21 protein-coding genes are annotated in these 21308 nt (G+C 66.9%); 11 read left to right on the top strand and 10 right to left on the bottom strand.

Going from position 1 to position 21308, the window contains the following annotated elements:
* The first annotated feature begins 8 nt into the window (after positions 1-8).
* The 11 genes from K0O62_RS20745 (at position 9) to K0O62_RS20695 (ending at position 11797) form a co-directional block, all read left to right on the top strand.
* Positions 9-995 carry a cyclase family protein gene (locus K0O62_RS20745; RefSeq protein ID WP_073854282.1) on the top strand — a complete coding sequence of 329 codons (987 nt, stop codon included), beginning with the start codon at positions 9-11 and terminating at the stop codon, positions 993-995.
* Positions 992-1816, top strand: coding sequence for an alpha/beta fold hydrolase (locus tag K0O62_RS20740; protein WP_073853119.1), 825 nt, complete (start codon positions 992-994; stop codon positions 1814-1816). The genes K0O62_RS20745 and K0O62_RS20740 overlap by 4 nt, the downstream gene beginning before the upstream one ends.
* Entirely contained in the window at positions 1813-2616 is an 804-nt protein-coding gene (locus K0O62_RS20735) for an SDR family NAD(P)-dependent oxidoreductase (protein WP_073853121.1), read from the top strand. The genes K0O62_RS20740 and K0O62_RS20735 overlap by 4 nt, the downstream gene beginning before the upstream one ends.
* 120 nt (positions 2617-2736) lie before the next feature.
* Positions 2737-3393 (top strand): TetR/AcrR family transcriptional regulator, encoded by a 657-nt coding sequence (locus tag K0O62_RS20730; RefSeq protein ID WP_083603678.1) that lies wholly within the window; start codon positions 2737-2739, stop codon positions 3391-3393.
* The gene (locus K0O62_RS20725; RefSeq protein WP_073853124.1) at positions 3390-3584 is read left to right on the top strand and encodes a ferredoxin; all 195 of its coding nucleotides are present in this window, start codon (positions 3390-3392) and stop codon (positions 3582-3584) included. The genes K0O62_RS20730 and K0O62_RS20725 overlap by 4 nt, the downstream gene beginning before the upstream one ends.
* Positions 3585-3594: 10 nt before the next feature.
* Positions 3595-4812, top strand: coding sequence for a cytochrome P450 (locus K0O62_RS20720; RefSeq protein WP_073853125.1), 1218 nt, complete (start codon positions 3595-3597; stop codon positions 4810-4812).
* A 42-nt stretch (positions 4813-4854) separates the two neighbouring features.
* Entirely contained in the window at positions 4855-6018 is a 1164-nt protein-coding gene (locus tag K0O62_RS20715; protein ID WP_073853127.1) for an amidohydrolase family protein, read from the top strand.
* Positions 6015-7283 (top strand): M24 family metallopeptidase, encoded by a 1269-nt coding sequence (locus tag K0O62_RS20710; protein WP_073853129.1) that lies wholly within the window; start codon positions 6015-6017, stop codon positions 7281-7283. The genes K0O62_RS20715 and K0O62_RS20710 overlap by 4 nt, the downstream gene beginning before the upstream one ends.
* Positions 7273-8406 (top strand): M24 family metallopeptidase, encoded by a 1134-nt coding sequence (locus K0O62_RS20705; protein ID WP_073853132.1) that lies wholly within the window; start codon positions 7273-7275, stop codon positions 8404-8406. The genes K0O62_RS20710 and K0O62_RS20705 overlap by 11 nt, the downstream gene beginning before the upstream one ends.
* Positions 8399-9382, top strand: a complete 984-nt coding sequence (locus K0O62_RS20700; RefSeq protein ID WP_073853134.1) for an enoyl-CoA hydratase/isomerase family protein — start codon at positions 8399-8401, stop codon at positions 9380-9382. Before K0O62_RS20705 ends, K0O62_RS20700 begins: the two co-directional genes overlap by 8 nt.
* Before the next feature lie 3 nt (positions 9383-9385).
* The gene (locus K0O62_RS20695) at positions 9386-11797 is read left to right on the top strand and encodes a CaiB/BaiF CoA transferase family protein (RefSeq protein ID WP_073853136.1); all 2412 of its coding nucleotides are present in this window, start codon (positions 9386-9388) and stop codon (positions 11795-11797) included.
* 13 nt (positions 11798-11810) lie between these two features.
* Here the strand turns inward: K0O62_RS20695 and K0O62_RS20690 are convergent, their stop codons facing one another.
* The 10 genes from K0O62_RS20690 to K0O62_RS20645 form a co-directional block, all read right to left on the bottom strand.
* Positions 11811-12785 (bottom strand): NAD-dependent epimerase/dehydratase family protein, encoded by a 975-nt coding sequence (locus K0O62_RS20690; protein WP_073853138.1) that lies wholly within the window; start codon positions 12783-12785, stop codon positions 11811-11813.
* A complete protein-coding gene (locus K0O62_RS20685) occupies positions 12782-13852 on the bottom strand; it encodes an NAD-dependent epimerase/dehydratase family protein (RefSeq protein WP_073853140.1) in 1071 nt (356 codons plus the stop codon). Before K0O62_RS20685 ends, K0O62_RS20690 begins: the two co-directional genes overlap by 4 nt.
* Positions 13853-13855: 3 nt before the next feature.
* Entirely contained in the window at positions 13856-14701 is an 846-nt protein-coding gene (locus K0O62_RS20680) for a mycofactocin-coupled SDR family oxidoreductase (protein WP_073853143.1), read from the bottom strand.
* Positions 14702-14906: 205 nt separating this feature from the next.
* Positions 14907-15560, bottom strand: a complete 654-nt coding sequence (locus K0O62_RS20675) for a TetR/AcrR family transcriptional regulator (protein ID WP_097933855.1) — start codon at positions 15558-15560, stop codon at positions 14907-14909.
* 263 nt (positions 15561-15823) lie between these two features.
* Positions 15824-16624 carry an acyl-CoA dehydrogenase family protein gene (locus tag K0O62_RS20670; RefSeq protein ID WP_234799934.1) on the bottom strand — a complete coding sequence of 267 codons (801 nt, stop codon included), beginning with the start codon at positions 16622-16624 and terminating at the stop codon, positions 15824-15826.
* Between the two features lie 2 nt (positions 16625-16626).
* Positions 16627-17736, bottom strand: a complete 1110-nt coding sequence (locus tag K0O62_RS20665) for an acyl-CoA dehydrogenase family protein (RefSeq protein WP_073854283.1) — start codon at positions 17734-17736, stop codon at positions 16627-16629.
* A gap of 61 nt (positions 17737-17797) precedes the next feature.
* Positions 17798-18229: a nuclear transport factor 2 family protein gene (locus tag K0O62_RS20660; protein ID WP_372512788.1), complete on the bottom strand. Its 432-nt coding sequence runs from the start codon at positions 18227-18229 to the stop codon at positions 17798-17800.
* Positions 18219-19445, bottom strand: coding sequence for a metal-dependent hydrolase family protein (locus K0O62_RS20655; protein ID WP_073853151.1), 1227 nt, complete (start codon positions 19443-19445; stop codon positions 18219-18221). The genes K0O62_RS20660 and K0O62_RS20655 overlap by 11 nt, the downstream gene beginning before the upstream one ends.
* Positions 19446-19447: 2 nt before the next feature.
* A complete protein-coding gene (locus K0O62_RS20650; RefSeq protein ID WP_073853153.1) occupies positions 19448-19777 on the bottom strand; it encodes a hypothetical protein in 330 nt (109 codons plus the stop codon).
* Positions 19770-21104, bottom strand: a complete 1335-nt coding sequence (locus K0O62_RS20645) for an aromatic ring-hydroxylating oxygenase subunit alpha (RefSeq protein WP_073853155.1) — start codon at positions 21102-21104, stop codon at positions 19770-19772. Before K0O62_RS20645 ends, K0O62_RS20650 begins: the two co-directional genes overlap by 8 nt.
* Positions 21105-21308: the final 204 nt, after the last annotated feature.

The raw sequence follows: 21308 nt of genomic DNA, 5'->3' as shown, positions 1-21308 counted from the left end.
TGGCCAACATGAACGATTTCCGTCGTGTCGCCGACGATGTCCGCAACTGGGGACGCTGGGGCGACGACGACGAACTCGGCACCCTGAACTTCATCACCGCCGACAAGGTGGCCGAGGCGGCCGCAACGGTCAAGAAAGGCACCGTCATCTCGCTCGGTGGTGACTTCGGTGCCAACGGCCCGCAGGGCGCGTTCAAGTTCCGGCAGAACCCGGTACACGTGATGACCGTGGACGGCGGGGATGCGCAGACCTTGGTCGAGTACGCGCCGGGCTGGGCCCGCAACTCGGTTGCGCAGGAACTCAGCTCGTTCTTCGTCGACAACCCGTTCCGGTTCAACGACGACATGATCGTGATGCCGCTGCAGGCCGCCACCCAGTGGGACGCGCTGTCGCACGTCTACTACGAGGACAAGCTGTACAACGGATTTCCGGCCGACTCGGTGACCAGTTTCGGGGCGTATCACTGCGGCATCGACAAGGTCGACGTCAAGGGCATCACGTCTCGTGGGGTGTTGCTCGACGTGGTGGCCCACCGCGGGGCCGAGGTGTTCTGCGAGCCGGGCAACCCGATCACCCCGGCCGAACTCGACGACATCGTGGCCGAGCAGGGCATCGAGATCCGCCGCGGCGACGTCGTGGTGGTGCACACCGGTTGGTGGACGCGGTTCCTGTCCACCGGTGACGGGCAGGAGGCCGGCTCGGGCCTGGACTGGACGTGTGCGTCGTGGCTGCACGATCACGAGGTGGCCGCGGTGGCCGCCGACAACCTGATGGTGGAGGACCCCGATCCGGCCAACGGGGTCGAGGGCACCTTCCTGCCGATGCACATGCTGTGCCTGCGCGATATGGGTCTGATGCTGGGTGAGTACTGGGATCTGGGCGCGCTGGCCGCCGACTGCGCGGCCGACGGGGTCTACGAATTCCAGCTGATCGCACCGCCGCTGAAGGTGGTCGGCGCGGTCGGGGCCCCGGTCAGCCCGATTGCGATCAAATGAGCGTTGACCGCAAGACCGTCAGCGTGGACGGCTTGAGCACCAGCTATCTGGAGGCGGGCGTCGGCGATCCGGTCGTGCTGCTGCACGGCGGTGAGTTCGGCGGCAGCGCCGAGATCGCCTGGGAGAACACCATCGCCGCGCTGGGGCAGCACTACCGGGTGATCGCACCGGACATGCTGGGTTTCGGGGAGTCGGCCAAGGTCGTCGACTTCACCGACGGGCGCGGCATGCGGATCCGGCACATCGCCCGGCTCTGTGAGGTGCTCGGTGTGACCTCGGCGCACTTCGTGGGCAACTCGATGGGCGCGATCAACCTGCTCGTTGACACCACCTCCGAGCGTCCGGTACTGCCGGTGCGGTCACTGGTGGCCATCTGCGGGGGCGGGGACATCCAGCGCAACGAACACGTCGGCGCACTGTACGACTACGACGCCACCTTCGACGCGATGCGCGCGATCGTCGCAGCTCTGTTCGCCGATCCGGCCTACCCGGCCGACGACGCCTACGTGCAGCGGCGCTACGAATCCAGCATCGCGCCCGGGGCCTGGGAGTCGTTGGCGGCGGCGCGGTTCCGCCGGCCGGGACTGGAGGCCCCGCCCACCCCGTCCAGTCAGCGGGCGTACGAGCGGATCAGAGTGCCGGTGCTGATGATCGAGGGCGGTGCCGACAAACTGCTTCCGGCGGGTTGGGCCGCGCAGATCGCCGGCCAGATCCGCGGGGCCACCTCCGCCGTGGTGCCCGACGCCGGGCACTGCCCGCACATCGAGGCACCCGAGGTCGTCAACGAACTGCTGCTGGACTTCCTGAAAGGCGTTTCATGAGTGACGAACTGGCAGGCAAGGTCGCGGTCATCACCGGCGGGGCCTCCGGGCTCGGTGAGGGTCTGGTGCGCCGGTTCGTCGCCGAGGGTGCCCGGGTGGTGTTCGGGGACGTCGACGCCGAGGGCGGGAAGGCGCTGGCCGAGGAACTGGGCTCGGCCGCAAGGTTTCTCGTCAGTGATGTCACCGATCTGAGCCAGGTGGCGGCCCTGGTCGACACCGCCGTCGGGGACTTCGGCGGGTTGCACGTCATGGTCAACAATGCCGGCGTGTCGGGCACCATGCACCGCCGGTTCCTCGACGACGATCTCGCCGACTTCGACTCCGTCCTGCGTGTCAACCTGCGGGCGGTGATGGCCGGCACCCGCGATGCCGCCCGGCACATGGCCGACCATGGGGGCGGTTCGATCATCAACCTGACCTCCATCGGTGGCATCCAGGCCGGTGGGGGAGTGCAGACCTACCGGGCGTCCAAGGCCGCAGTCATCCAATTCACCAAGTCGGTGGCAATCGAGTTGGCGCACTATGAGATCCGGGTCAACGCGATCGCGCCCGGCAACATCCGCACCGCGATCGTGCGCAAGAGTGCGGCCGCCGAGGACCGCGAACGTCTCGAGGAGTTCGAGGCCAAGATCCGTGCCCAGATGCGCAACGACCGCCCGCTCAAGCGGGAAGGCACCGTCGATGACGTTGCCGAGGCCGCCCTGTATTTCGCCACCGACAAGTCCCGCTATGTCACCGGGACGATCCTGCCGATCGACGGCGGCACGGTGGCCGGCAAGGTGATCCCGCGCAAGTCCTGAGGGACCGCCGAGACGAACGTTTCGGGCGATTCTTCTCGTACTTCCCGGCCGGTTTGTTCGCTTCGGCGGGGATTAAATCAAGTGCTTGACTTAATTACAGGAAGGGCGTTGACTGTAACGGTGACGGCAGCCAGACCTCTGCGCACCGACCGGGCCAGCACCACCCGGGAGGCCATCCTCACCGCTGCCGAACGGCTCTACGCCGAACACGGCGTCTTCGCCGTTTCCAACCGTCAGGTCAGTGAGGCTGCCGGACAAGGGAACAACGCCGCCGTCGGCTATCACTTCGGCACCAAGACCGACCTGGTGCGGGCCATCGAGCAGCGGCACCGGGAGCCGATCGAGGAGATCCGCGAACGCCTGATCGCGCAGACCGATGCGCACACCGACCTGCGTGGCTGGGTGGGGTGCCTGGTGCGCCCGCTCACCGACCACCTGGACGCGCTCGGCAACCCCACCTGGTATGCCCGGTTCGCGGCCCAGGCCATGACCGACCCGGCCTACCACGGCATCGTGGTCAAGGACGCGCTGAGCTCGGCATCGCTGGTTCAGGTCATCGAGGGCATCAACCGGTGCCTGCCCGATCTGCCGGCGGAGGTCACCTATGAGCGCAACATCATGGCGCGAAACCTGCTGATGCACAGCTGCGCCGACCGGGAGCGGGCGCTCACCGCGGGCGCGGCGCCGGCGGGCCGGACATGGGCCGCCGCCGGTGCCGGGCTGATCGATGCGATCGTCGGGTTGTGGATTGCTCCGGTCACCGGGGGGCCGGCATGAGAATCACGGTGAACCAGGACAAATGCGTGTCATCGGGACAGTGCGTCCTGAACGCGATGGACCTGTTCGACCAGCGCGACGAGGACGGTGTCGTCGAGCTCCTCGTGCCCGAGCCCGGCCCGGATCAGGCCGACAATGCCCGTGCCGCCGCGGCGGCCTGCCCAGCCCTTGCCATCGATCTCGAGGAATGAGACAGCTCGCATGACCGAAGCACTGACCCAGACCGAAATCCCCGACTATCCGATGGAGCGCGATCTGCGCTGCCCGTTCGCCCCGCCGCCACAGATGCTGGGCAACGCCAAAGGCCTGTCCCGGGTGAAGATCTGGAACGGCGACACCCCGTGGCTGATCACCGGCTACGAGGAGGCCCGCACCCTGTTCGCCGACTCCCGGGTCAGCGTCGACGACCGCCGCTCCGGCTTCCCGCACTGGAACGAGCACATGCTCGCCACCGTGGACAAGCGGCCGCGCTCGGTGTTCACCTCCGATGCCGAGGAGCACACCCGCTTCCGCCGGATGCTGTCCAAGCCGTTCACCTTCCGGCGGGTGGAGGGGCTGCGCCCGGTCATCCAGAAGATCACCGACGAGTGCATCGATGAGATCCTGGCCGGGCCGCAGCCCGCCGATATCGTGGACAAGCTCGCCCTGCCGGTGCCGACCGTGGTGATCAGCGAAATGCTCGGCGTGCCCTACGAAGACCACGAGTTCTTCCAGGAGCACGCCAATGCCGGCCTGGCCCGCTACGCCGCGGCGGACGCCATGCAGAAGGGCGCGATGAGTCTGCACCAGTATCTGATCGACCTGATCGAGAAGAAGCAGGCCGAGCCCGCCGAGGACGCGGTGTCCGATCTGGCCGAGCGCGTCACCGCCGGGGAGATCAGCGTCAAGGAGGCCGCCCAGCTGGGGACCGGCCTGCTGATCGCCGGCCATGAGACCACCGCCAACGTCATCGGTATCGGTGTGCTTGCGCTGCTGGAGAATCCGGAACAGGCCGACTTCCTGCGCAACACCGAGGATCCCAAGGCCATCGCGAACGCGGTCGAGGAACTGATGCGCTATCTCTCGATCATCCAGAACGGCCAGCGCCGGGTCGCCATCGAGGACATCGAGATCAGTGGCGAGACCATCCGCGCCGGCGAGGGCATCATCATCGACCTGGCCCCGGCGAACTGGGACGCCAAGGCCTACCCGGAGCCCGACAAGCTGGATCTGAGCCGGGATGCCGGCCAGCAGCTCGGCTTCGGTTACGGCCGGCATCAGTGCGTCGGCCAGCAACTGGCCCGCGCCGAACTGCAGATCGTGTTCCACACCCTGTTGCGTCGTATCCCCACCATGCGCCTGGCCATCCCGTTCGACGAGGTGCCGTTCAAACACGACCGCCTCGCCTACGGCGTCTACGAACTTCCGGTGACCTGGTAGGTCCCCGACCCCTTCAGCCCACAGCCCGATCGGAGACATCGAATGTCTACAGCCACTGCTCTCTATCCGCCCGAGGGTTTCGGTGCACCCAAGCACCGTAAGGGGCACGCCGTCGGTGACCTCGGCTTACCTGCGGGCACCGAGATCTTCTCGGCCGACAACCACATCTCGGTGGCCGACGACATCTTCTACGACCGTTTCCCCGAGGAGCTCAAGGGCGCCGCCCCGCGGATCTGGTACGAGGACGGCGCCTACATGGTCGGGATGAAGGGCAAGGCCTGGACCGGCGGTGACTTCGGCCGGGTGCTCATGCAATACGACGACCTGGCCGGTGCCGCGTCGAACAACATCGAAGCCCGCATCCGCGAGCTCAAAGAGGACGGCATCGACAAGGAACTGGCCTTCCCCAACGCGGTGTTGGCCCTGTTCCACTACCCGGACAAGTCGTTGCGGGAGCGGGTCTTCCGTATCTACAACGAGCACATCGCCGAGCTGCAGGAGCGCTCCAACGGGCACTTCTACGGCGTCGGGCTGATCAACTGGTGGGACCCGAAAGGCACCCGCAGCACCCTGGCCGAGTTGAAGGCGCTGGGGCTCAAGACGTTCCTGCTGCCGCTGAACCCCGGCAAGGACGACGACGGCAACATCTACGACTACGGCAGCACCGATATGGACGCGGTGTGGGATGAGATCGAGGACGCCGGACTACCGGTCAGCCATCACATCGGTGAGACCCCGCCGAAGACGCCGTGCCAGAACAACAGCGTGGTGGTCGGCATGATGGTCAATGTCGACTCGTTCCGCGAGCAGTTCGCCAAGTATCTGTTCTCCGGCATCCTGGACCGGCACCCCAGCCTCAACATCGGCTGGTTCGAGGGCGGCATCGCCTGGGTGCCGACGGCCCTGCAGGACGGCGAACACATGCTGGCCTCCTACCGGCACATGTTCAACCACGAACTACAGCACGACATCCGGTATTACTGGAACAATCACATGAGCGCATCGTTCATGGTGGACCCGCTGGGACTGCGGCTGATCGACGAGATCGGCGTGGACAACGTGATGTGGTCCTCCGACTACCCGCACAACGAATCCACCTTCGGCTACTCGGAGAAGTCGTTGGCCACCGTCGTGGAGGCTGTCGGGCCGGAGGCGGCCACCAAGATCGTGTCCACCAACATCCAGAAGTTCCTGGGCCTCTCGTGACCGCATCCACGCAGTCCGGCGTCACGCAGATCGCCCGGACCGGCTACACCTGGCTCGACATCCCCGACGAACCGGACTTCGCCCGGCTGCGCCGCGAGGTCGGCGCCCGCCTGCAGGCGGCGATGGCCGAGCAGGGGGTGGACGCGCTGGTACTGCTGGGCAACAGCAATGTCATGTACGCCACCGGCATCAGCTGGCCGCTGGCTGACGCCGGGCTCTCGCACGTCGAGCGCCCGGTGGCGATCGTGCTGGCCGGCGACGAGCATCCGCACCTGTTCCTACCCTTCCGGGAGGGTGCGGCCTCGGAGTCCGGCCTGCCCGCGGATCACCTGCACGGACCCGTCTACCTCGAATTCGACGAGGGTGTCGCGCAATTCGGCAAGATCCTGGCCGGCATGGTTCCGGTGAACGCCACCCTCGGCGTCGACGAGCTGACCGGATCCATGCGCCGGGCCGGCACCGCGCTGTTCCCCGAGCCGCCGGTCGATGCCGCCCCGGTGATCGGCGCGGCGAAACTGGTCAAGACCATCGACCAGATCGCCTGCATCCGGCGGGCCTGCCAGATCACCGAGCAGGCCGTCGCCGAGATCCAGCGATCGCTGGCACCCGGCGCGCGCCAGATCGACCTGTCCGCCGAATTCGTACGCCGCACCTTCGAACTCGGCGCCACCACCAACATGTTCGACTCCATCTGGCAGGTGATGCCCACCTCGAAGGCCGAGGGCACCTGGACCACCACCGGCGATCTGGCGCTGCCGCTGCTGACCACCGAACGCGAGGTGGCCCAGGGGGACGTGCTGTGGACCGACGTGTCCATCGCCTACCACGGCTACTGTTCCGATCACGGACGAACCTGGATCGTCGGGCAGGATCCGACACCGGCCCAACAGGAACAGTTCGACAAGTGGCGCACCATCGTGGACGCCGTGCTGGCGGTGACCAAGGCAGGCGCCACCTGTGGTGATCTCGGGCGGGCCGCGACCGCCGCCGCGGGCGGGCACAAGCCGTGGCTGCCGCACTTCTACCTGGGCCACGGCATCGGCACCAGTGCCGCCGAGATGCCGATGATCGGCACCGACCTGGGCCAGGAATGGGATGACAACTTCGTCTTCCCGGACGGGATGCTGCTGGTGTTCGAGCCGGTGGTCTGGGAGGACGGCACCGGCGGCTACCGCGGCGAGGAGATCGTGGTGGTCACCGAGGGTGGCTGGATGCCGCTGACCGCTTATCCGTACGACCCCTATGAGGTGTCCGGTGGGAACTGAGATCGAGGCCGACGGCCGCGCGCTGCGCCTGAGCCGTCGAGCACGCGCACTCGCGCAGATGGAAGCACACGACCTCGACATGCTGGTGCTCGGCCGGCAGGCCAACGTCCGCTACATCAGCGGGGCACCGCAGCTGTGGGTGGTGGGCACCCGGCCGTTCGGGCCGATCTGCGAGTTCGTGCGGGCCACCGGCGAGATCCACCTCAACAGCACCTGGGACGAGGGCATCCCCGAGGAGATCCCACACGAGAACCTGTACGGCTTCGCGTGGAACCCGATGACCCTGGTCGGGATACTGCAGAACATCGAGGGGGCCGACACCGTACGACGGGTCGGAACCGACGCTCTGACACCGATGTTCGCCAAGCTGCTGCCGATGGCCTTCCCGAATGCGGAGTTGGTCGACGCCGAACCGGCCATGCAGGCCGCCCGTCGGGTCAAGACACCCGAGGAAGTTCAGGCGTTGCGACGCGCACTGGTGGTTGCCGAGGCGGGCCTGGCCGCAGGGGTCGCCGCGCTCGGCCCGGGCACCACGCAGGGCGCGCTCGCCGGTGCGGTGCTGGAGGCCGAGGCCGCCGGCGGGGTGAGCACCCCGGCGACCCAGGACGCTGCCTGGGTGACGTCCAAACAGCATCCGTGGCGGCGTGCCGACGGTGACGGCGCGGTCCGCGACGGTGATCTGGTCGCGCTGTCGGCCGGGGTGCTGGCCGAGGGATATGTCGCCGAGGTCGCCCGCACCCTGCACGTCGGCGAGCCGACCGAGGCCGTGCGCGCGCTGTACCGGCGGCGAGATGACCTGTGGGACAGGCTGCTCGGCGCCTGCCGACCCGGATCGCCGACCAGCGCGCTGCTGGATGCCTACCAACAGGCCGGCGAACCGCTGCCGGTGATCCCGGTGGCACATGGTCTCGGACTGGGCTTCGACCCACCGGTGGTGACACCTACTCTGCGGGCCACCGCGGAGGCAGACATTCTCGAGGAAGGCATGGTGATGGCGGTAACCGCCTATGTGTGGGAAGAGGGAGTCGGCGCGGTGTTCACCCGCGATGCGGTCCTGATCACTGCCGACGGCGCCGACGTGATGTCGGGCGCCCCGGCCTACGGCGAGGCCGTTCATGGCTGATGGGACCCAGCGCCCGGCCTCAGAGCGGCCCGCGCCTGAGGAGATCATCCTCTACGAGAAGGACCCGAAGACCAAGATCGCCACCATCACCTTCAACCGGCCGGAGTTCCTCAACGCGCCGACCTCGATGGCGCGGCTGCGCTACGCCGACGTGCTGCGCGCGGCCAACACAGACAACGATGTGAAGGTCGTCATCGTCCGCGGTGTCGGGGACAACCTGGGCAGTGGCGCGGATCTGCCGGAATTCATGGAGGGCAACGACAATCCGGCCGTGCGGCTGGCCGAGTTGCGCCTCGAGGACGACGGCGTCGGGGAGGTCACGTACCCACCCAAGGGCACCTTCCGCAACGGCGCCACCATCAGTTCCTGGTATGCCAACTCCCAGGCCGGCAACCGAGCGCTGCAGGACTTCAAGAAGATCAGCATCGTGGAGGCCAAGGGCTACTGCTACGGCTGGCACTTCTACCAGTGCGCGGACGCCGATCTGGTCATCTCCAGCGACGATGCGCTGTTCGGGCATCCGTCCTTCCGCTATCACGGCTGGGGCCCGCGGATGTGGACCTGGGTGCAGATGATGGGGCTGCGCAAGTTCCAGGAGATGGTCTTCACCGGCCGGCCGTTCACGGCGGCCGAGATGTATGACTGCAACTTCCTGAACAAGGTGGTGGCCCGGGATGAGTTGGAGGCCGAGACTCAGAAGTACGCGCTGGCGTGCGCCCGGAACCGGCCGGTGGACACGGTCTTTCAGCAGAAGATGTTCTTCGAGATCTTCAAGCAGCAGCAGGGCGAGTACATGGGCAGCCTGCTGTCCGCCTTCTTCGAGTCCATGGGCAACGGGGTGGCCAACGACGACGAAGACGACCTGGACATGATGGATTCGATCGACTCCGGACTGTCGGCCGCCGTCAACGACAACGACAGCAAGTTCCCGCCGGAATTCCGGCTGTCCAAGAAGAACCGGAGCAAGCCCGAGTAGATCATGAACGCACCGCTAACCGGTTACACCGTCATCGACCTGTCCACGGGGATCGCGGGTGCCTACTGCACCAAGATGCTGGCCGACGGTGGCGCCGATGTCATCAAGGTGGAGCCGCCCCAGGGCGATCCGCTCCGGCGGTGGTCGGCCTCCGGGGCCGACATCCCCGCCGGGGACAGCGGGGCGCTGTTCAAGTTCCTGGCCGGGGGCAAACGCAGTGTGGTCACCAGCGGTGCCGCGCTGGACCGGCTGCTGGCCGGCGCCGACGCGCTGATCTGGACCCCCGGATCCACGGTGGCCGACCAGATCTCACCGCTGGAGATGCACCGGCGGTATCCGCACCTGATCGTCACGGCGATCACGCCGTTCGGGTTGGACGGCCCGTGGCAGGACCGGCCGGCCACCGAGTTCACCCTGCAGGCCTGGTCCGGCGGAACGCTGGGCATCGGGCGAGGGTCTCAGGACCGGGCTCCGGCGCACGTCGGTGGGCAGGTGGGGGACTGGGTCACCGGTGCCTACGCCGCGGCGATGACCCAGGCCTTCCGGGTCCGCGGCTTGCGGGACGGGCACGGTGAGCTGATCGATCTGTCCGCCCTGGAAGCCCAGATCCTCTGTCTCACCTACTATCCGGTCACCTACTTCGAGATGCTCGGGCGTCCTTGGCGTACCGAGCGCAAACCGACGGTGCCGGGTGTCGCGCAGGCCGCCGACGGGCTCGTCGCACTGGGGTGCGGGACGGCCCAACAGTGGCACGACCTGTGCGCGATGGCCGGGCACGATGAATGGATCGACGAGAACACCACGCTGACCATCACCGAGCAGGCCAACCTGCACGCCGAGGAGCTCTACGCCTGGGTTCGCGAACAGCGGGTCGACGACCTCCGCGACCTCGCCTCGGCGTTCCGGATCCCGAACTCGCCGGTGGGCAACGGTGAGAACGTGACCGCCATGGATCATTTCGTGGAGCGCGGTGCATTCGTGGAACATCCGGGCGGCGGGTTCGTGCAGCCCGCGCATCCCTACCGGATATCCGGTGTCACGCTGCGGCCGGCCTCGCCCGCGCCCGCACTGGGGCAGCACACCGATGAGGTCACCGAGCAGGACCTGGCACCGCGTCCGGGCCCGGCCGGGGAACCGGACAGCGACCGGTTGCCGCTGAGCGGTCTGCGGGTGCTGGACATGACCACGTTCTGGGCGGGTCCGTCCTGCACCCACGTGTTGGCGATGCTCGGCGCCGAGGTGATCCATCTGGAGTCCACCGCCCGCCCCGACGGCACCCGGCTGATCGCGGGCATCCCGGCCGGCGAGGAGCTGTGGTGGGAGCGTTCGCCGATCTTCTCCGCGCTGAACACCAACAAGCTGGGGCTCACGCTCGACTTCCAGACCGATGAGGGCCGCGAGGTGCTACGCCGGCTCATCGCCACCTGCGATGTGGTGGTGGAGAATTTCACCCCCCGGGTGATCGACCAGATCGGGCTGGACTTCGAGTCCGTGCGCGAACTACGCGACGGCGTGATCATGCTGCGGATGCCCGGTTTCGGGCTGGACGGCCCCTGGCGGGACAACCCGGCCTTCGCCTACATCATCGAGGATGCCTCCGGCCTGAGCTGGCTCACCGGCTACCCGGACCGGACACCGTTCGAGCCCTACTCAGTGGGCGATCCGAACGCCGGTGTGCACGCGCTCAATGCGCTGCTGCTGGCCCTGGAACATCGCCGCCAGACCGGCGAGGCGGTGCTGGTGGAGGCGGCGATGGTGGACGCGGCGCTCAACATCGCCGCCGAGCAGGTGATCGAGCATTCCGCCTACGGCGCGCTGCTGCAGCGCGACGGCAACCGGGGACCGGCGGCCGCGCCGCAGAACCTCTACCGCAGCGCCGACATCGACGAATTCGACCGGGCCGACAGCTGGGTGGCCATCGCGGTGGCCACCGACACCCAGTGGGAAGCGCTCCGAGATGCGCTGGGGCAGCCGGCCTGGGCGATGGCCGAGGAGCTGGGCACCGCTGCCGGGCGCCGGGCACACCACGACCGCATCGATGCGGAGCTGGCCGCGTGGTGCCTGCCGCGCAGCAGCGACGAGATCGTCGAAACACTGTGGCCTGCCGGAGTTCCGGTGGCCAAGGTGATGCAGCCACACCGGCAGACCGAGCTGCCCCAGCTGCGACACCGGCGGTTCTTCGAGTTCGTCGGGCATTCGGTGAACAACGCCGCACCGCACAGCACGCTGCCGATCTCGGTGTCGCATGGGCCGGCGCACTTCCACCACAGCCCGGCGCCGCTGCTCGGCGAGCACAACCACGTGCTGCTGGCCCAGCTCGGACTGTCCGATGGGGAGATCGCCGACCTGGAGGAGCAGGGCGTCATCGGTTCCGCGCCGGGGGTCGGCGGCCGGGCGCGGGCTCAGCGACGGTGAGTCGCCCAGTGCCTCAACGTTTCGCGGCGTAGAACCGGACCGCGCGCCGGATCGACTCCTCCGTCGGTTCGGGTGTCCAGCCGAGTTCCCGGGTCGCCTTGGAATGGTCGAGCGGACCCATGTTCTCCACGATGCGCATGCCGACGGCGGCGAACTTCAGATCTCGGCGCAACAGTCCGGAGGCCACGTCGTTCAACCGGGCACCGGCGTGCAGGACCGGCATCGGGATACCGACCCGAGGCACCCGGACCCCGCCCGCCTCGGCCGCGACGCGGTGCACCTCTTGGGAACTCATGAAGCGATCCGAGATGATGTAGCGCTCGCCGCTGCGGCCGTGCTCACCGGCCAGCAGCATGGCGCGGGCGGCGTCCTCGATGCCCACCACCTCTTGCGAATAGCCGAAGTAGAACGGGAGCTTTCCCGCGGCGACCATGGCGAGCGCCCCGCCGTGCGGGGTGGGCTGCCAGTCGCCCGGGCCGTACGTGGTGGAGATACACAGCGCGACGCTGTGCAGGCCACGTTCGCGGGCATAGTGCAGCACCAGATCCTCGGCTGCCCTGCGTGATTCGATATAGGGACCGCCACCGTCCCAGTCTGCGGGGTCGTCCTCGGTGATCGGGCGGCCGTTGGGTGCGGCCAGCGTGCCCGCGGTGCTGGTGAAGATGAACCGGTCGACGCCGGTGTCCAGCGCGGCATCGAGGACGTGGCGCAAGCCCTCGACGTTGGTGGCGAAGAGCGTCGCCGGGTCGCGCACCCACATCCTGGCGTCCACCACGCAGTAATAGACGGCATCGCATCCGGTCATCGCGGTGCGTAACGCCTCGTCGTCGAACAACCCGCCGTAGTGACGCTGCACGGTGAGGTCGTCGATGCCGCGGGTGTCACTCGAGGTGCGCAGCAGCACCCGGACATCCTCGCCGCGGGCCACCAGCTGCCGGGTCACATGTGAGCCGAGGAACCCGCTGGCTCCCATCACCAATACGGTCATGATTGCGTGGTATCCAATCCGGTGTCACCGAGACGGGCACTGAGCACCCGCCACGGATCGGCGTAGATTCCCGGCTCCTCGCGGTAGGCGCCGAGGCGTTTGACGAAAACCCGGGCGAGCGGCGCGATCAGCCGGGCCGGCCGGCGTTGCCAGCCTGCCTGCGCACCGATCTCCTCGAGCATGTCCGGCCAGGAATGGTGCTGGAATCTCAGGGCTTCCTGCGCACGGGTGGTGTCCATCCAGTCGGTGATGAACCAGTCGTCGTCACTGTCGGGGTTCCCGGGGCGGCCCGGCGGCAGCACGCCTGGGAACCCGCGGGCTGCGGCCAGCGAGGACCCCACATCACCCTGACGCATCCGGTGGGTCTCGTCGCCGGCGATGAGCAGGATCTCCCCGGCCACGTCGGCGGTGGTGGCCGCGGCGAAAGCGGTTGCCACATCGCGGACGTCGACCATGTGGATGCGGCCGTCCACCGGCAGTGCGCTCTCGAAGAACAGGGCGTCGAGACCCAACGGCAACGCCGACAGGTCGGTGCTCATCACCCCGCCGAGGCGCAGGATCACCCAGTCCAGAGGCGAATTCCGAACGTAGGACTCGGATTCCAGCTTGTGTCCACCGTAGAGCTCGACGGGTCGCGGCGGCGTGTCGGCGGTCACCGGGTCGGGGTGGCGGTGTGGGTTGCGCGACCCGTAGACCGCATTGCTGGAGGCGTGGACGAACCGGGGAGGCCGTGGTGCGGCCGCAGCGGTATCGACCAGGGTCCGGGTGGCGTCCACGTTGACCCTGCGGGCGAGCGCTCGGACACGGTAGATGGCCGGCGCGATCACCGCGGCCAGGTGCACGATGGCGGCCGGCGCGACCTCGACGATCAGCTCCTGTACGTCGGTCGGCGAGGTGAGATCGGCCCAGCGCGCCTCGACTCCGAGCGGAAGTGCCCGAGCCTTGGCGCGATTGGCTTCATTGTCCAGATCGGTGGCCACCACCCGGTGTCCGGCGGCGGCCAGGGCGCGCACCGTCGCCGACCCGACGAGACCGAACGCCCCGGTGACCAGGACGGTGTCGGTCATCGGCTACTTCAGGCAGCTACCGGCGTCGACCGGCAGCGTGACACCGGTGACGTAGCGAGCCTCGTCGGACGCCAGGAACAACACCGCATTGCTGATGTCGACCGGGTCGACCCACGGGATGGGCAGGGTGTGGAACAACTGGCAGATCGGCGCCATATCGTCGGGACCCGGGTTTTCCAGATCGGGACGGAACATCTTGAAGGTGCCGTCGTTGTGCAGCATCGGCGTCGAGACGTGCGTGGGGTGCACGGTGTTCACTCGGATCATGTGCTGGCCCAACTCGACGGCGAAGGTCCGCATCAGACCGACCACGCCGTGCTTGGCGGCGATGTAGTTACCGCAGTGCGGGTAGGCCTTGAGCCCGCCGACCGAACTGGTCAGCACGATCGAGCCGCCGTTGCCACCGGCAATGAGGTGCGGGACAGCGGCTTTGACCGACTTCCAGACGCCGGTCAGGTTGATGTCGATCATCTCGTCCCAGTCCTGGTCACTGGTTTCGTGCAGCACATCGCCGCCGTTACCGATGCCGGCGTTGGCGACGATGATGTCGAGCCTGCCGAGTTGTTCGACGCCGCTGTCGACCGCGGCCTTGATCGCATCGAAGTCGCGGACATCCACCTCGGCGGTGACGATGCGGCGGTCAAGCCCCTTGACGAGGTTGGCGGTCTCGGCCAGATCGTCCGGAGTGGAGGCGGGGATGGCGGTTTCGACTCCCGGGCGGATGGGCCCGGCGATGTCGATCGCGATGATGTCGGCGCCCTCTTCGGCCAGTCGAACTGCGTGGCTGCGACCCTGTCCGCGCGCCGCGCCGGTGACGAAAGCGACCTTGCCTTCTACCCGCCCTGCCATGTGGTCCTCGATTCTGCTGAATGTTTGGCACTTGCTCAGCACTCTGTCACCGGCGGCCGCCCCGTGTCAATGACAGACTCAATTCGGAATACTTCAACTCTCGAAGCGGAAGAATGTGATTCTCAAATGAGCGCGAAGGCGACCACGGCGGGCATCACGGGCACCGTCGCGGAAGGCCGGCCTCAGCCGGCCGAGAACGTGATTCTCAGTCTTCGGTGGTGAAGCCGTGGGCGACGAAGTCCCACACTTCCGCGGCGCTGATCGGCTTGTTGGTGGCGTCATCGCCGCCACTGGATTGTGCGACGAACATCACCGTCTGCATGGTCATCGCGGCCATCCGGCGTGGATTGATGCTGGGGCGCAACCGCCCGGCGGCGGCGGCCTCTTCCATCAGGTCGGTGAGCAGCACCAACAGGGGCGCGTGGGCCACCTTGACCTCGGACGGGTGTGAGACGAGCAGGCGCGGCGCGAAGTCGGTGAACAGCGGGCGCTTGGCGGTCGGATCGGGTCGCGAGGACTCGAACAGCAGCTCGATGGCGACCTTGAGCCGTTCGATCGGGTCGGTCTGTCCGGCGACGGCGGCCCGGATCTGGTCCGCGGACCGGCTCAGGGCGTCCTCGAAGAGTGCGAGCAGGAGTTCGTGCTTACCGTCGAACTGCAGGTAGAAGCTGCGCAGCGACTGGCGAGAGCGGTCGACGACCTCTTGGACGGTGAAGTCGGTGCTGCCCTTTTCGATGATGATCGACTGCGCGGCGTCGAGAAAGCGCTGGACGCGTTGCGCGGCTCGCAGCTTGGCGGTCTTGATGGACCGTTCGACCGCGCGCTGCTTCCAGGCTGGTTCCTCGCTTGCGCTGGTCACCGGCGCCTCAGTTGCGAGCGGCGTGTGAAGGGCATGGATGGACTGTACCGGAGAATGCTTGGGCATCGCCCTGCTCCACCCCCTCGCGACGTGTGTGTCGGAGACTCTAGCTTTCCCATGGCGAGAATACTATTCTCATTTTCGCATTTTCAGAAGGCCCATCGGGAAACCATCTTTCCCTGCGAACTGAGCGCGCCGAGACTACGGTTTGTGCCCGATCTCGGGAGTCGGACGCAAACCGTAGTGCCGCGGGGGTGAGACGGTCAGAGGTGGGCGAGGCGCGGAGCCGAACCCCGGGCCCGTAGTCCGGCGCCCGCCTTCTTGGTGAGCTCGCGGGAGCTGCCCAGCAGCCCATCGAGGACCAGCGCCCGCTTCACATGCCGGTGCAGATCGTGTTCCTCGGTGAACCCGATACCGCCGAGAATCTGCTGGCAGTGTTTGGCCGCAGTGAGCGCGGCCTTGCCGGCGGCGGCCTTGGCCAGCAAGGAGGTCAGGTCGGGGCTGTCGGAATCGGGCAGGGTCAGCGTTGCCTCCGCGCCCTCGATGGCCACCAGGGTTTCGGCCAACCGGTGGCGTACAGCCTGAAATCCCGCAATCGGCTTACCGAACTGAACCCGGTCCAATGCGTGTTGGCGGGCCAGTGCCAGCATCGCGCGCGCCGATCCGACCAACCACCAACTCACCGCCACCCGGGCCTCGGCCACCCGGATGGGGTAGCCCTCCTCCTCGCGGCGCAGCGGCAGGCCGCCCAGCGTCGGGTCCGCGGATTCTGCCGAGATCCGGTCCCACACGACCCACGAGTTACCGGCGTAGGGCAGCGGAAGCTCGACGGTGTCGCCGATGGTGTTACCCGTGGCGTGCAACACGACATCGACGAGAACGGATGCATGCGAACCGGTTTCGCCGAGCAGCCGGAACACCAGCGGGACGGCGATCTCGGGCATGTCGGTGAGCATGTCGGCCCATCCGAGTTCGGTCAGCGCTGCGTCGAGGTCGGGGCCCGAGCAGCTCAGCATGGTCTTGCGCAGACCGTCTTCCAGCAGTTCGAGTGAATCGCGGTCCACCGTCACTCCTTCCCGAGATCCAGCAGGCGGCGGGCGATGATGTTGCGCTGCACCTCGGCGGTACCGCCGTAGATGGTGGCGGCGCGTGAGTAGAGGTACTCGGTGCGCCACGCCGTGTCTTCCAGCTCGATCACCCCCGGCAGCAGATCGTGCACGGTGTCGTACAGACGTTGTTCGGCGCCGGCCAGCAGTACCTTGTCGATCGAGGTGTCCGCGCCGAGTTTGTGCCCCTCGCCGAGGCGGTGCTGGGTGGCGCGGGACCGGCAGCGCAGGGTGTGCAGCGCGAGGTAGGCCTCGCCCATATCCGAATCCACCGCCTGGCCTTGGTTCTTGACCTCGTCGATCAGTGCGTCGAATCGCGAGTACAGGTAGGCGATGCGTTGCCAGAAACAGGTGGACCGTTCGTAGGGGAGCAGGTCCATCGCGAGCTGCCAGCCGTCACCCGGTTTGCCGAGCATCCGGCTCGCGTCGACGACCACGTCGTCGAAATAGACCTCGCAGAACTCATCGACGTCGTGCATGGTGTGCAGCGGTCGAATCGTGATACCCGGGGTGTCGGTGTCGACGAAGAACGCCGTGATGCCGGCGTGCCCCTCACCGGTGCGGGTGAGCAGGATGCATCGGTGCGAGAACTGGGCGAAGCTGGTCCACACCTTCTGGCCATTGATGATCCAGCGGTCGCCGTCCTGTACCGCGCGGGTGGTCAGCGAGGCCAGGTCGCTACCGGAGCCGGGTTCGGAGAAACCCTGGCACCACTGCTCCTCACCGGACAGCAGTTTCGGCACCATGTCGGCGGCGAGTTCCGGTGTGGCGTAGTCGATCATGGTCGGTGCCAGAACCTCGAGCATCGACCACGGCCCCGGTTCGGCCAACCGCCGACCCACGATCTCCTCACCGACGATGGCGCGCAGGATCGCCGGCCCGCCCAGTCCACCGGCGGGCTCGGGCCAGCCGTAGCGGCCGAAGTCCGCGTCGTACAGCGCGCGCTGCACGCGGCGGAACTGCGCCATGTGTCCCTGAAGTGTCTGGTCTTCCGGGGGAGTCAGGTCGGTTGCGTCCAGCCAGGACTGCAGCGCCGTGCGGAATTCGGCCGGATCATGCAACCCACTCATGCCGTTGCCTCGCGGGCTCGGCTCCGCCATTGCAGATCTATCATTCGCTCGCTGCGCTCGCTCATCCGGCCTCCGGCCTGCCGATCGCGTGCGGCCGGCCGTGGTCGTGATCACCGCTGCGCCGGATGAAGGTCATGGCACGGGTTTTCAGACGCCAACCGTCCGCGGTGCGCTCGTAGGTGTCGCGGTAGTAGCCGATCCGCATGTCGTGCTTGGAGTGTTCGATGAAGCACAACGGCTGGGTGCCGGAGGCGGTATCCGCGCCCTCGACGAGATCCACCAGTGCGGTGCCGGTCATGAACAGGCCCTTGGGTGCGGCATCCACCAGAACCGGGAACCGGTTGAGCGTGTAGGTGTCACCGAAGGCGCTGTATGTGCCGTCCGGTGTGAAGACGCTGACCAGTCCCTCGACATCACCCTGGGTGATGGTGACCGCGTATTTGGCCAGCAGCTGCTGGATTTCGACCAGATCGTCTGTTCGGCTAGGAGCCATCGGCGTACCCATTCTTGTAGACCTTACCGCCCTTCATTACAAATTTAACATCCTGTGTAACGGTGATGTCCTCCAGCGGGTTGCCTGGAACCGCGATGATGTCGGCGAGCAGGCCCTCGGCCAGTCGGCCCCGGTCGGTGACGTTGATCAGGTCTGCGGCGACCACCGTTGCCGCCCGCAGCACTGCGGCCGGCGGCATGCCCCACTCCACCAGGGTGACCAGTTCGTCGGCGTTGCGGCCGTGCGGGATGGCGGGCGCATCGGTGCCGACGGCGATCTTGACCCCGGCCTCATAGGCCGCCTTGAGCGACGTCTCGGCCTTCGGGAACATCATGGCGGCCTTGTCCTGCAGTACCTTTGGAGCCTTGGAGACGTCCATGGCCTGGGCCAGCCGGCGGGTCGTGACCAGGAACCGGTCGTTGTCGACGAGCGCCTGGATGGCCTCGTCGTCCATCAGGAAACCGTGCTCGATGCAGTCGATGCCGCATGCCACCGCATGTTTGACGGCCTCGGCGCCGTGCGTATGCGCGGCCACCCGCAGTCCACGGCGATGCGCCTCGTCGACGATCGCGCGCAACTCCTCGTCCGAATAATGTTGGGCGCCGGCCTCTCCGGTGAGCGACATGACCCCGCCGGAAACGCAGACCTTGATCAACTGTGCGCCGTGCTTGATCTGGTAGCGCACCGCCTTGCGAACCTCGTCCACACCGTTGGCGATACCCTCCTCGACCGTCAGCTCCAGCGCGCCGGGCATGAAGGCGGCGAACATCGTCGGGTCGAGATGTCCACCGGTGGGGGTGATGGCATGGCCGGCCGGCACGATGCGGGGGCCGTCGACCCAGCCCGCGTCGATGGCCTTGCCGAGCGCGACGTCGAGCAGGTATCCGCCGGTCTTGACGAACAATCCGAGATTGCGCACCGTGGTGAACCCGGCGCGGAGGGTGCGCCGGGCGTTACCCACCGCGCGCAGCACCCGGGTCGGCGGATCGTCCTGCACCTGGGACAGTCCGGGGTTCTCCCCGCGGCCGCCCATCAGCAGATTGACCTCCATGTCCATCAGGCCGGGGAGCAGGATGGCGTCGCCGAGATCGACGATCTCGCCCTCGGGTTCACCGCCGATGCCCACGATCCGGTCCCCGTCGACACGAACGATGCCGGGGCGAACAATCGCCCCGGCATCGACGTCGAGAAGACCCGCAGCTTTGAGGGTCAGCACGATCAGACCACCGGCTCCTTGATGAGTTGGATGTAGGCGGCGCCGCTGTCGAGCACCCGCGGCTGCTTCCACACCTCGACCGGGAAGCTCACCATCACGATCGACTGGCCAAGGTGCACCAGTGCCTTGGCGTCCTCGGGCATGCCCTTGAGCGGGAAGCGTGCGTCCACGTAGACCATGATGTCCTCGAGGCGTGCCATCCCGGCGTCGTAGAGCTCCTGCATCTCGTCCATCGTGGAGGCCAGCCGCTTGGCGTAGCGCTCCTCCTCGGTGGGCAGGCACCAATCGGAGAACCGCTCCAGATCGGCGAATTCCTCGGGCAGCTTAGACATTGGCGGCTTCCTTCTTGCTGGCGGCGGTGCCGTTGCTCGAACCGGCGGCCTTTGCTTCGAGTTCGGCCTTGTACCGGTCCACGTACTGGTGGGCGGTCATGTGCAGATGGCGGAGCAGGATCTCCTGGTCACACAGCGGGAACTCGGTGACCGCGCGGGTTCCGATCTGGGTCTGGGTGGCCTCCAGGGTGTTGGCGTCCTGGAACGCGTACTCCTTGAACGTCACCGCGGCCAACTCTTGAGAGAGCCGCTCGCGCAGGTTCTTCGGCGGCACGAAGTACAGGTCGGCCTCGAAGATGTGCTTGTCCACGGCGGTCGGCCAGTAGTTGTAGGTCAGGTACCAGCCCGGCGCCCAGAACAGCAGCGTCCAGTTCGGGAAGAACTCGAAAGAGTCGGTGCCCCAGCTCTTGTGGCGGCCCGGGTTGATGGCCGGCGGCAGCTCGTCGGGCAGGATGCCCTTGATGTCGGGGCGGTCCCACGGGCCGAACAGGCCACTGTGCAGGATGCGCTCGATGGGCTTGACCATGTTGAGGTCCTTCGGCGGCGACATTCCGCCCCAGGACGACACCATCGAGTGGTCACCCTTGATGTCGTAGGCAAGTGCCTCGAAACCGAATTCGGCGAGCTTCTCGGCTTCCTCCTTCGCGGCCTGCTTCATGTGCAGGATCGGTGCGTGGTAGAACTCGGTGAACGCGTCGATGAACAGCTTCCAGTTCGCGTTGACCTCCGAGCGGTAGCTGTAGTGCTCGGTCATCTCATGGAACGGGTAGCCCTTCAGGCCCTGCCCGAAGTCGCCGAGGAAATCCTCAAGGGATTCGGCGTCGTCGTCGAAGTTGACGAAGATGAAGCCTTCCCACACCTCGCAGCGGACCGGCTTGAGTGGGTAGTCGGCCTTGTCCAGGTCGAAGAACTCACCTTCCTGCTGGACGAAGGTCAGGTCGCCCTTGAGGTCGTAGCGCCAGGCGTGGTACTTGCAGACGAACTGGCGGCAGCTGCCGGAGACTTCTTCGCCCGGGTAGTCGTTCCACACCAGCTTGTTGCCGCGGTGGCGGCACAGGTTGTAGAACGCCCGGATCTCATCACCGTCGTTGACGATGATGATCGAGGTGCCGGGGCCGACCGAGGGCAGCTCGCGGGTGATGTATCGACCCTTCTTGGGGATCAGCTCCACGCGGCCCATCTGCAGCCAGGTCTTGCGGAAGATCGCCTGCTGCTCGAGCTTCCAGTGCTCAGGATCGATCGAGTCGGTGTAATCGACCGGGGCGGTGCCCAACTCCGGCCAATTCTCGGTCCAGCTTCCTGCTGCTGGTTTGGGGAAAAACGACACGGTGCAACCTCTCCTGGTTCGATTCTGCTTCGGGTCTGGCGGCGAGGGGCCGAATCGGCTCCCGTCGGTGTCCTCTCCGGTACGAGAATCATATTCTCATAACTGACTAACAGATTTCCAGTCTTTGGTCGTGAGGTCCATGGAAACGCAGGTCATCGATCCCGTCGGCACTGCCGGTGGCGGCCGAAAAACCACGGTCAGAGC

This window comes from Mycolicibacterium diernhoferi, assembly GCF_019456655.1.
In the GTDB taxonomy this organism is placed as follows: Bacteria; Actinomycetota; Actinomycetes; order Mycobacteriales; family Mycobacteriaceae; genus Mycobacterium; species Mycobacterium diernhoferi.
The sequence above is the reverse complement of the archived record's forward strand: the minus strand, read 5'-3'. Positions and strand labels throughout refer to the sequence as shown.

Bases quoted from the DNA above. Each gene is read 5' to 3' on its own strand.
- K0O62_RS20680 (WP_073853143.1), bottom strand. From the start codon at position 14,701: ATGGCAGGGCGGGTAGAAGGCAAGGTCGCTTTCGTCACCGGCGCGGCG.
- K0O62_RS20715 (WP_073853127.1), top strand. From the start codon at position 4,855: ATGTCTACAGCCACTGCTCTCTATCCGCCCGAGGGTTTCGGTGCACCC.
- K0O62_RS20695 (WP_073853136.1), top strand. From the start codon at position 9,386: ATGAACGCACCGCTAACCGGTTACACCGTCATCGACCTGTCCACGGGG.
- K0O62_RS20720 (WP_073853125.1), top strand. From the start codon at position 3,595: ATGACCGAAGCACTGACCCAGACCGAAATCCCCGACTATCCGATGGAG.
- K0O62_RS20665 (WP_073854283.1), bottom strand. From the start codon at position 17,736: ATGAGTGGGTTGCATGATCCGGCCGAATTCCGCACGGCGCTGCAGTCC.
- K0O62_RS20660 (WP_372512788.1), bottom strand. From the start codon at position 18,229: ATGGCTCCTAGCCGAACAGACGATCTGGTCGAAATCCAGCAGCTGCTG.
- K0O62_RS20685 (WP_073853140.1), bottom strand. From the start codon at position 13,852: ATGACCGACACCGTCCTGGTCACCGGGGCGTTCGGTCTCGTCGGGTCG.
- K0O62_RS20650 (WP_073853153.1), bottom strand. From the start codon at position 19,777: ATGTCTAAGCTGCCCGAGGAATTCGCCGATCTGGAGCGGTTCTCCGAT.
- K0O62_RS20690 (WP_073853138.1), bottom strand. From the start codon at position 12,785: ATGACCGTATTGGTGATGGGAGCCAGCGGGTTCCTCGGCTCACATGTG.
- K0O62_RS20745 (WP_073854282.1), top strand. From the start codon at position 9: ATGAACGATTTCCGTCGTGTCGCCGACGATGTCCGCAACTGGGGACGC.
- K0O62_RS20700 (WP_073853134.1), top strand. From the start codon at position 8,399: ATGGCTGATGGGACCCAGCGCCCGGCCTCAGAGCGGCCCGCGCCTGAG.
- K0O62_RS20725 (WP_073853124.1), top strand. From the start codon at position 3,390: ATGAGAATCACGGTGAACCAGGACAAATGCGTGTCATCGGGACAGTGC.
- K0O62_RS20735 (WP_073853121.1), top strand. From the start codon at position 1,813: ATGAGTGACGAACTGGCAGGCAAGGTCGCGGTCATCACCGGCGGGGCC.
- K0O62_RS20740 (WP_073853119.1), top strand. From the start codon at position 992: ATGAGCGTTGACCGCAAGACCGTCAGCGTGGACGGCTTGAGCACCAGC.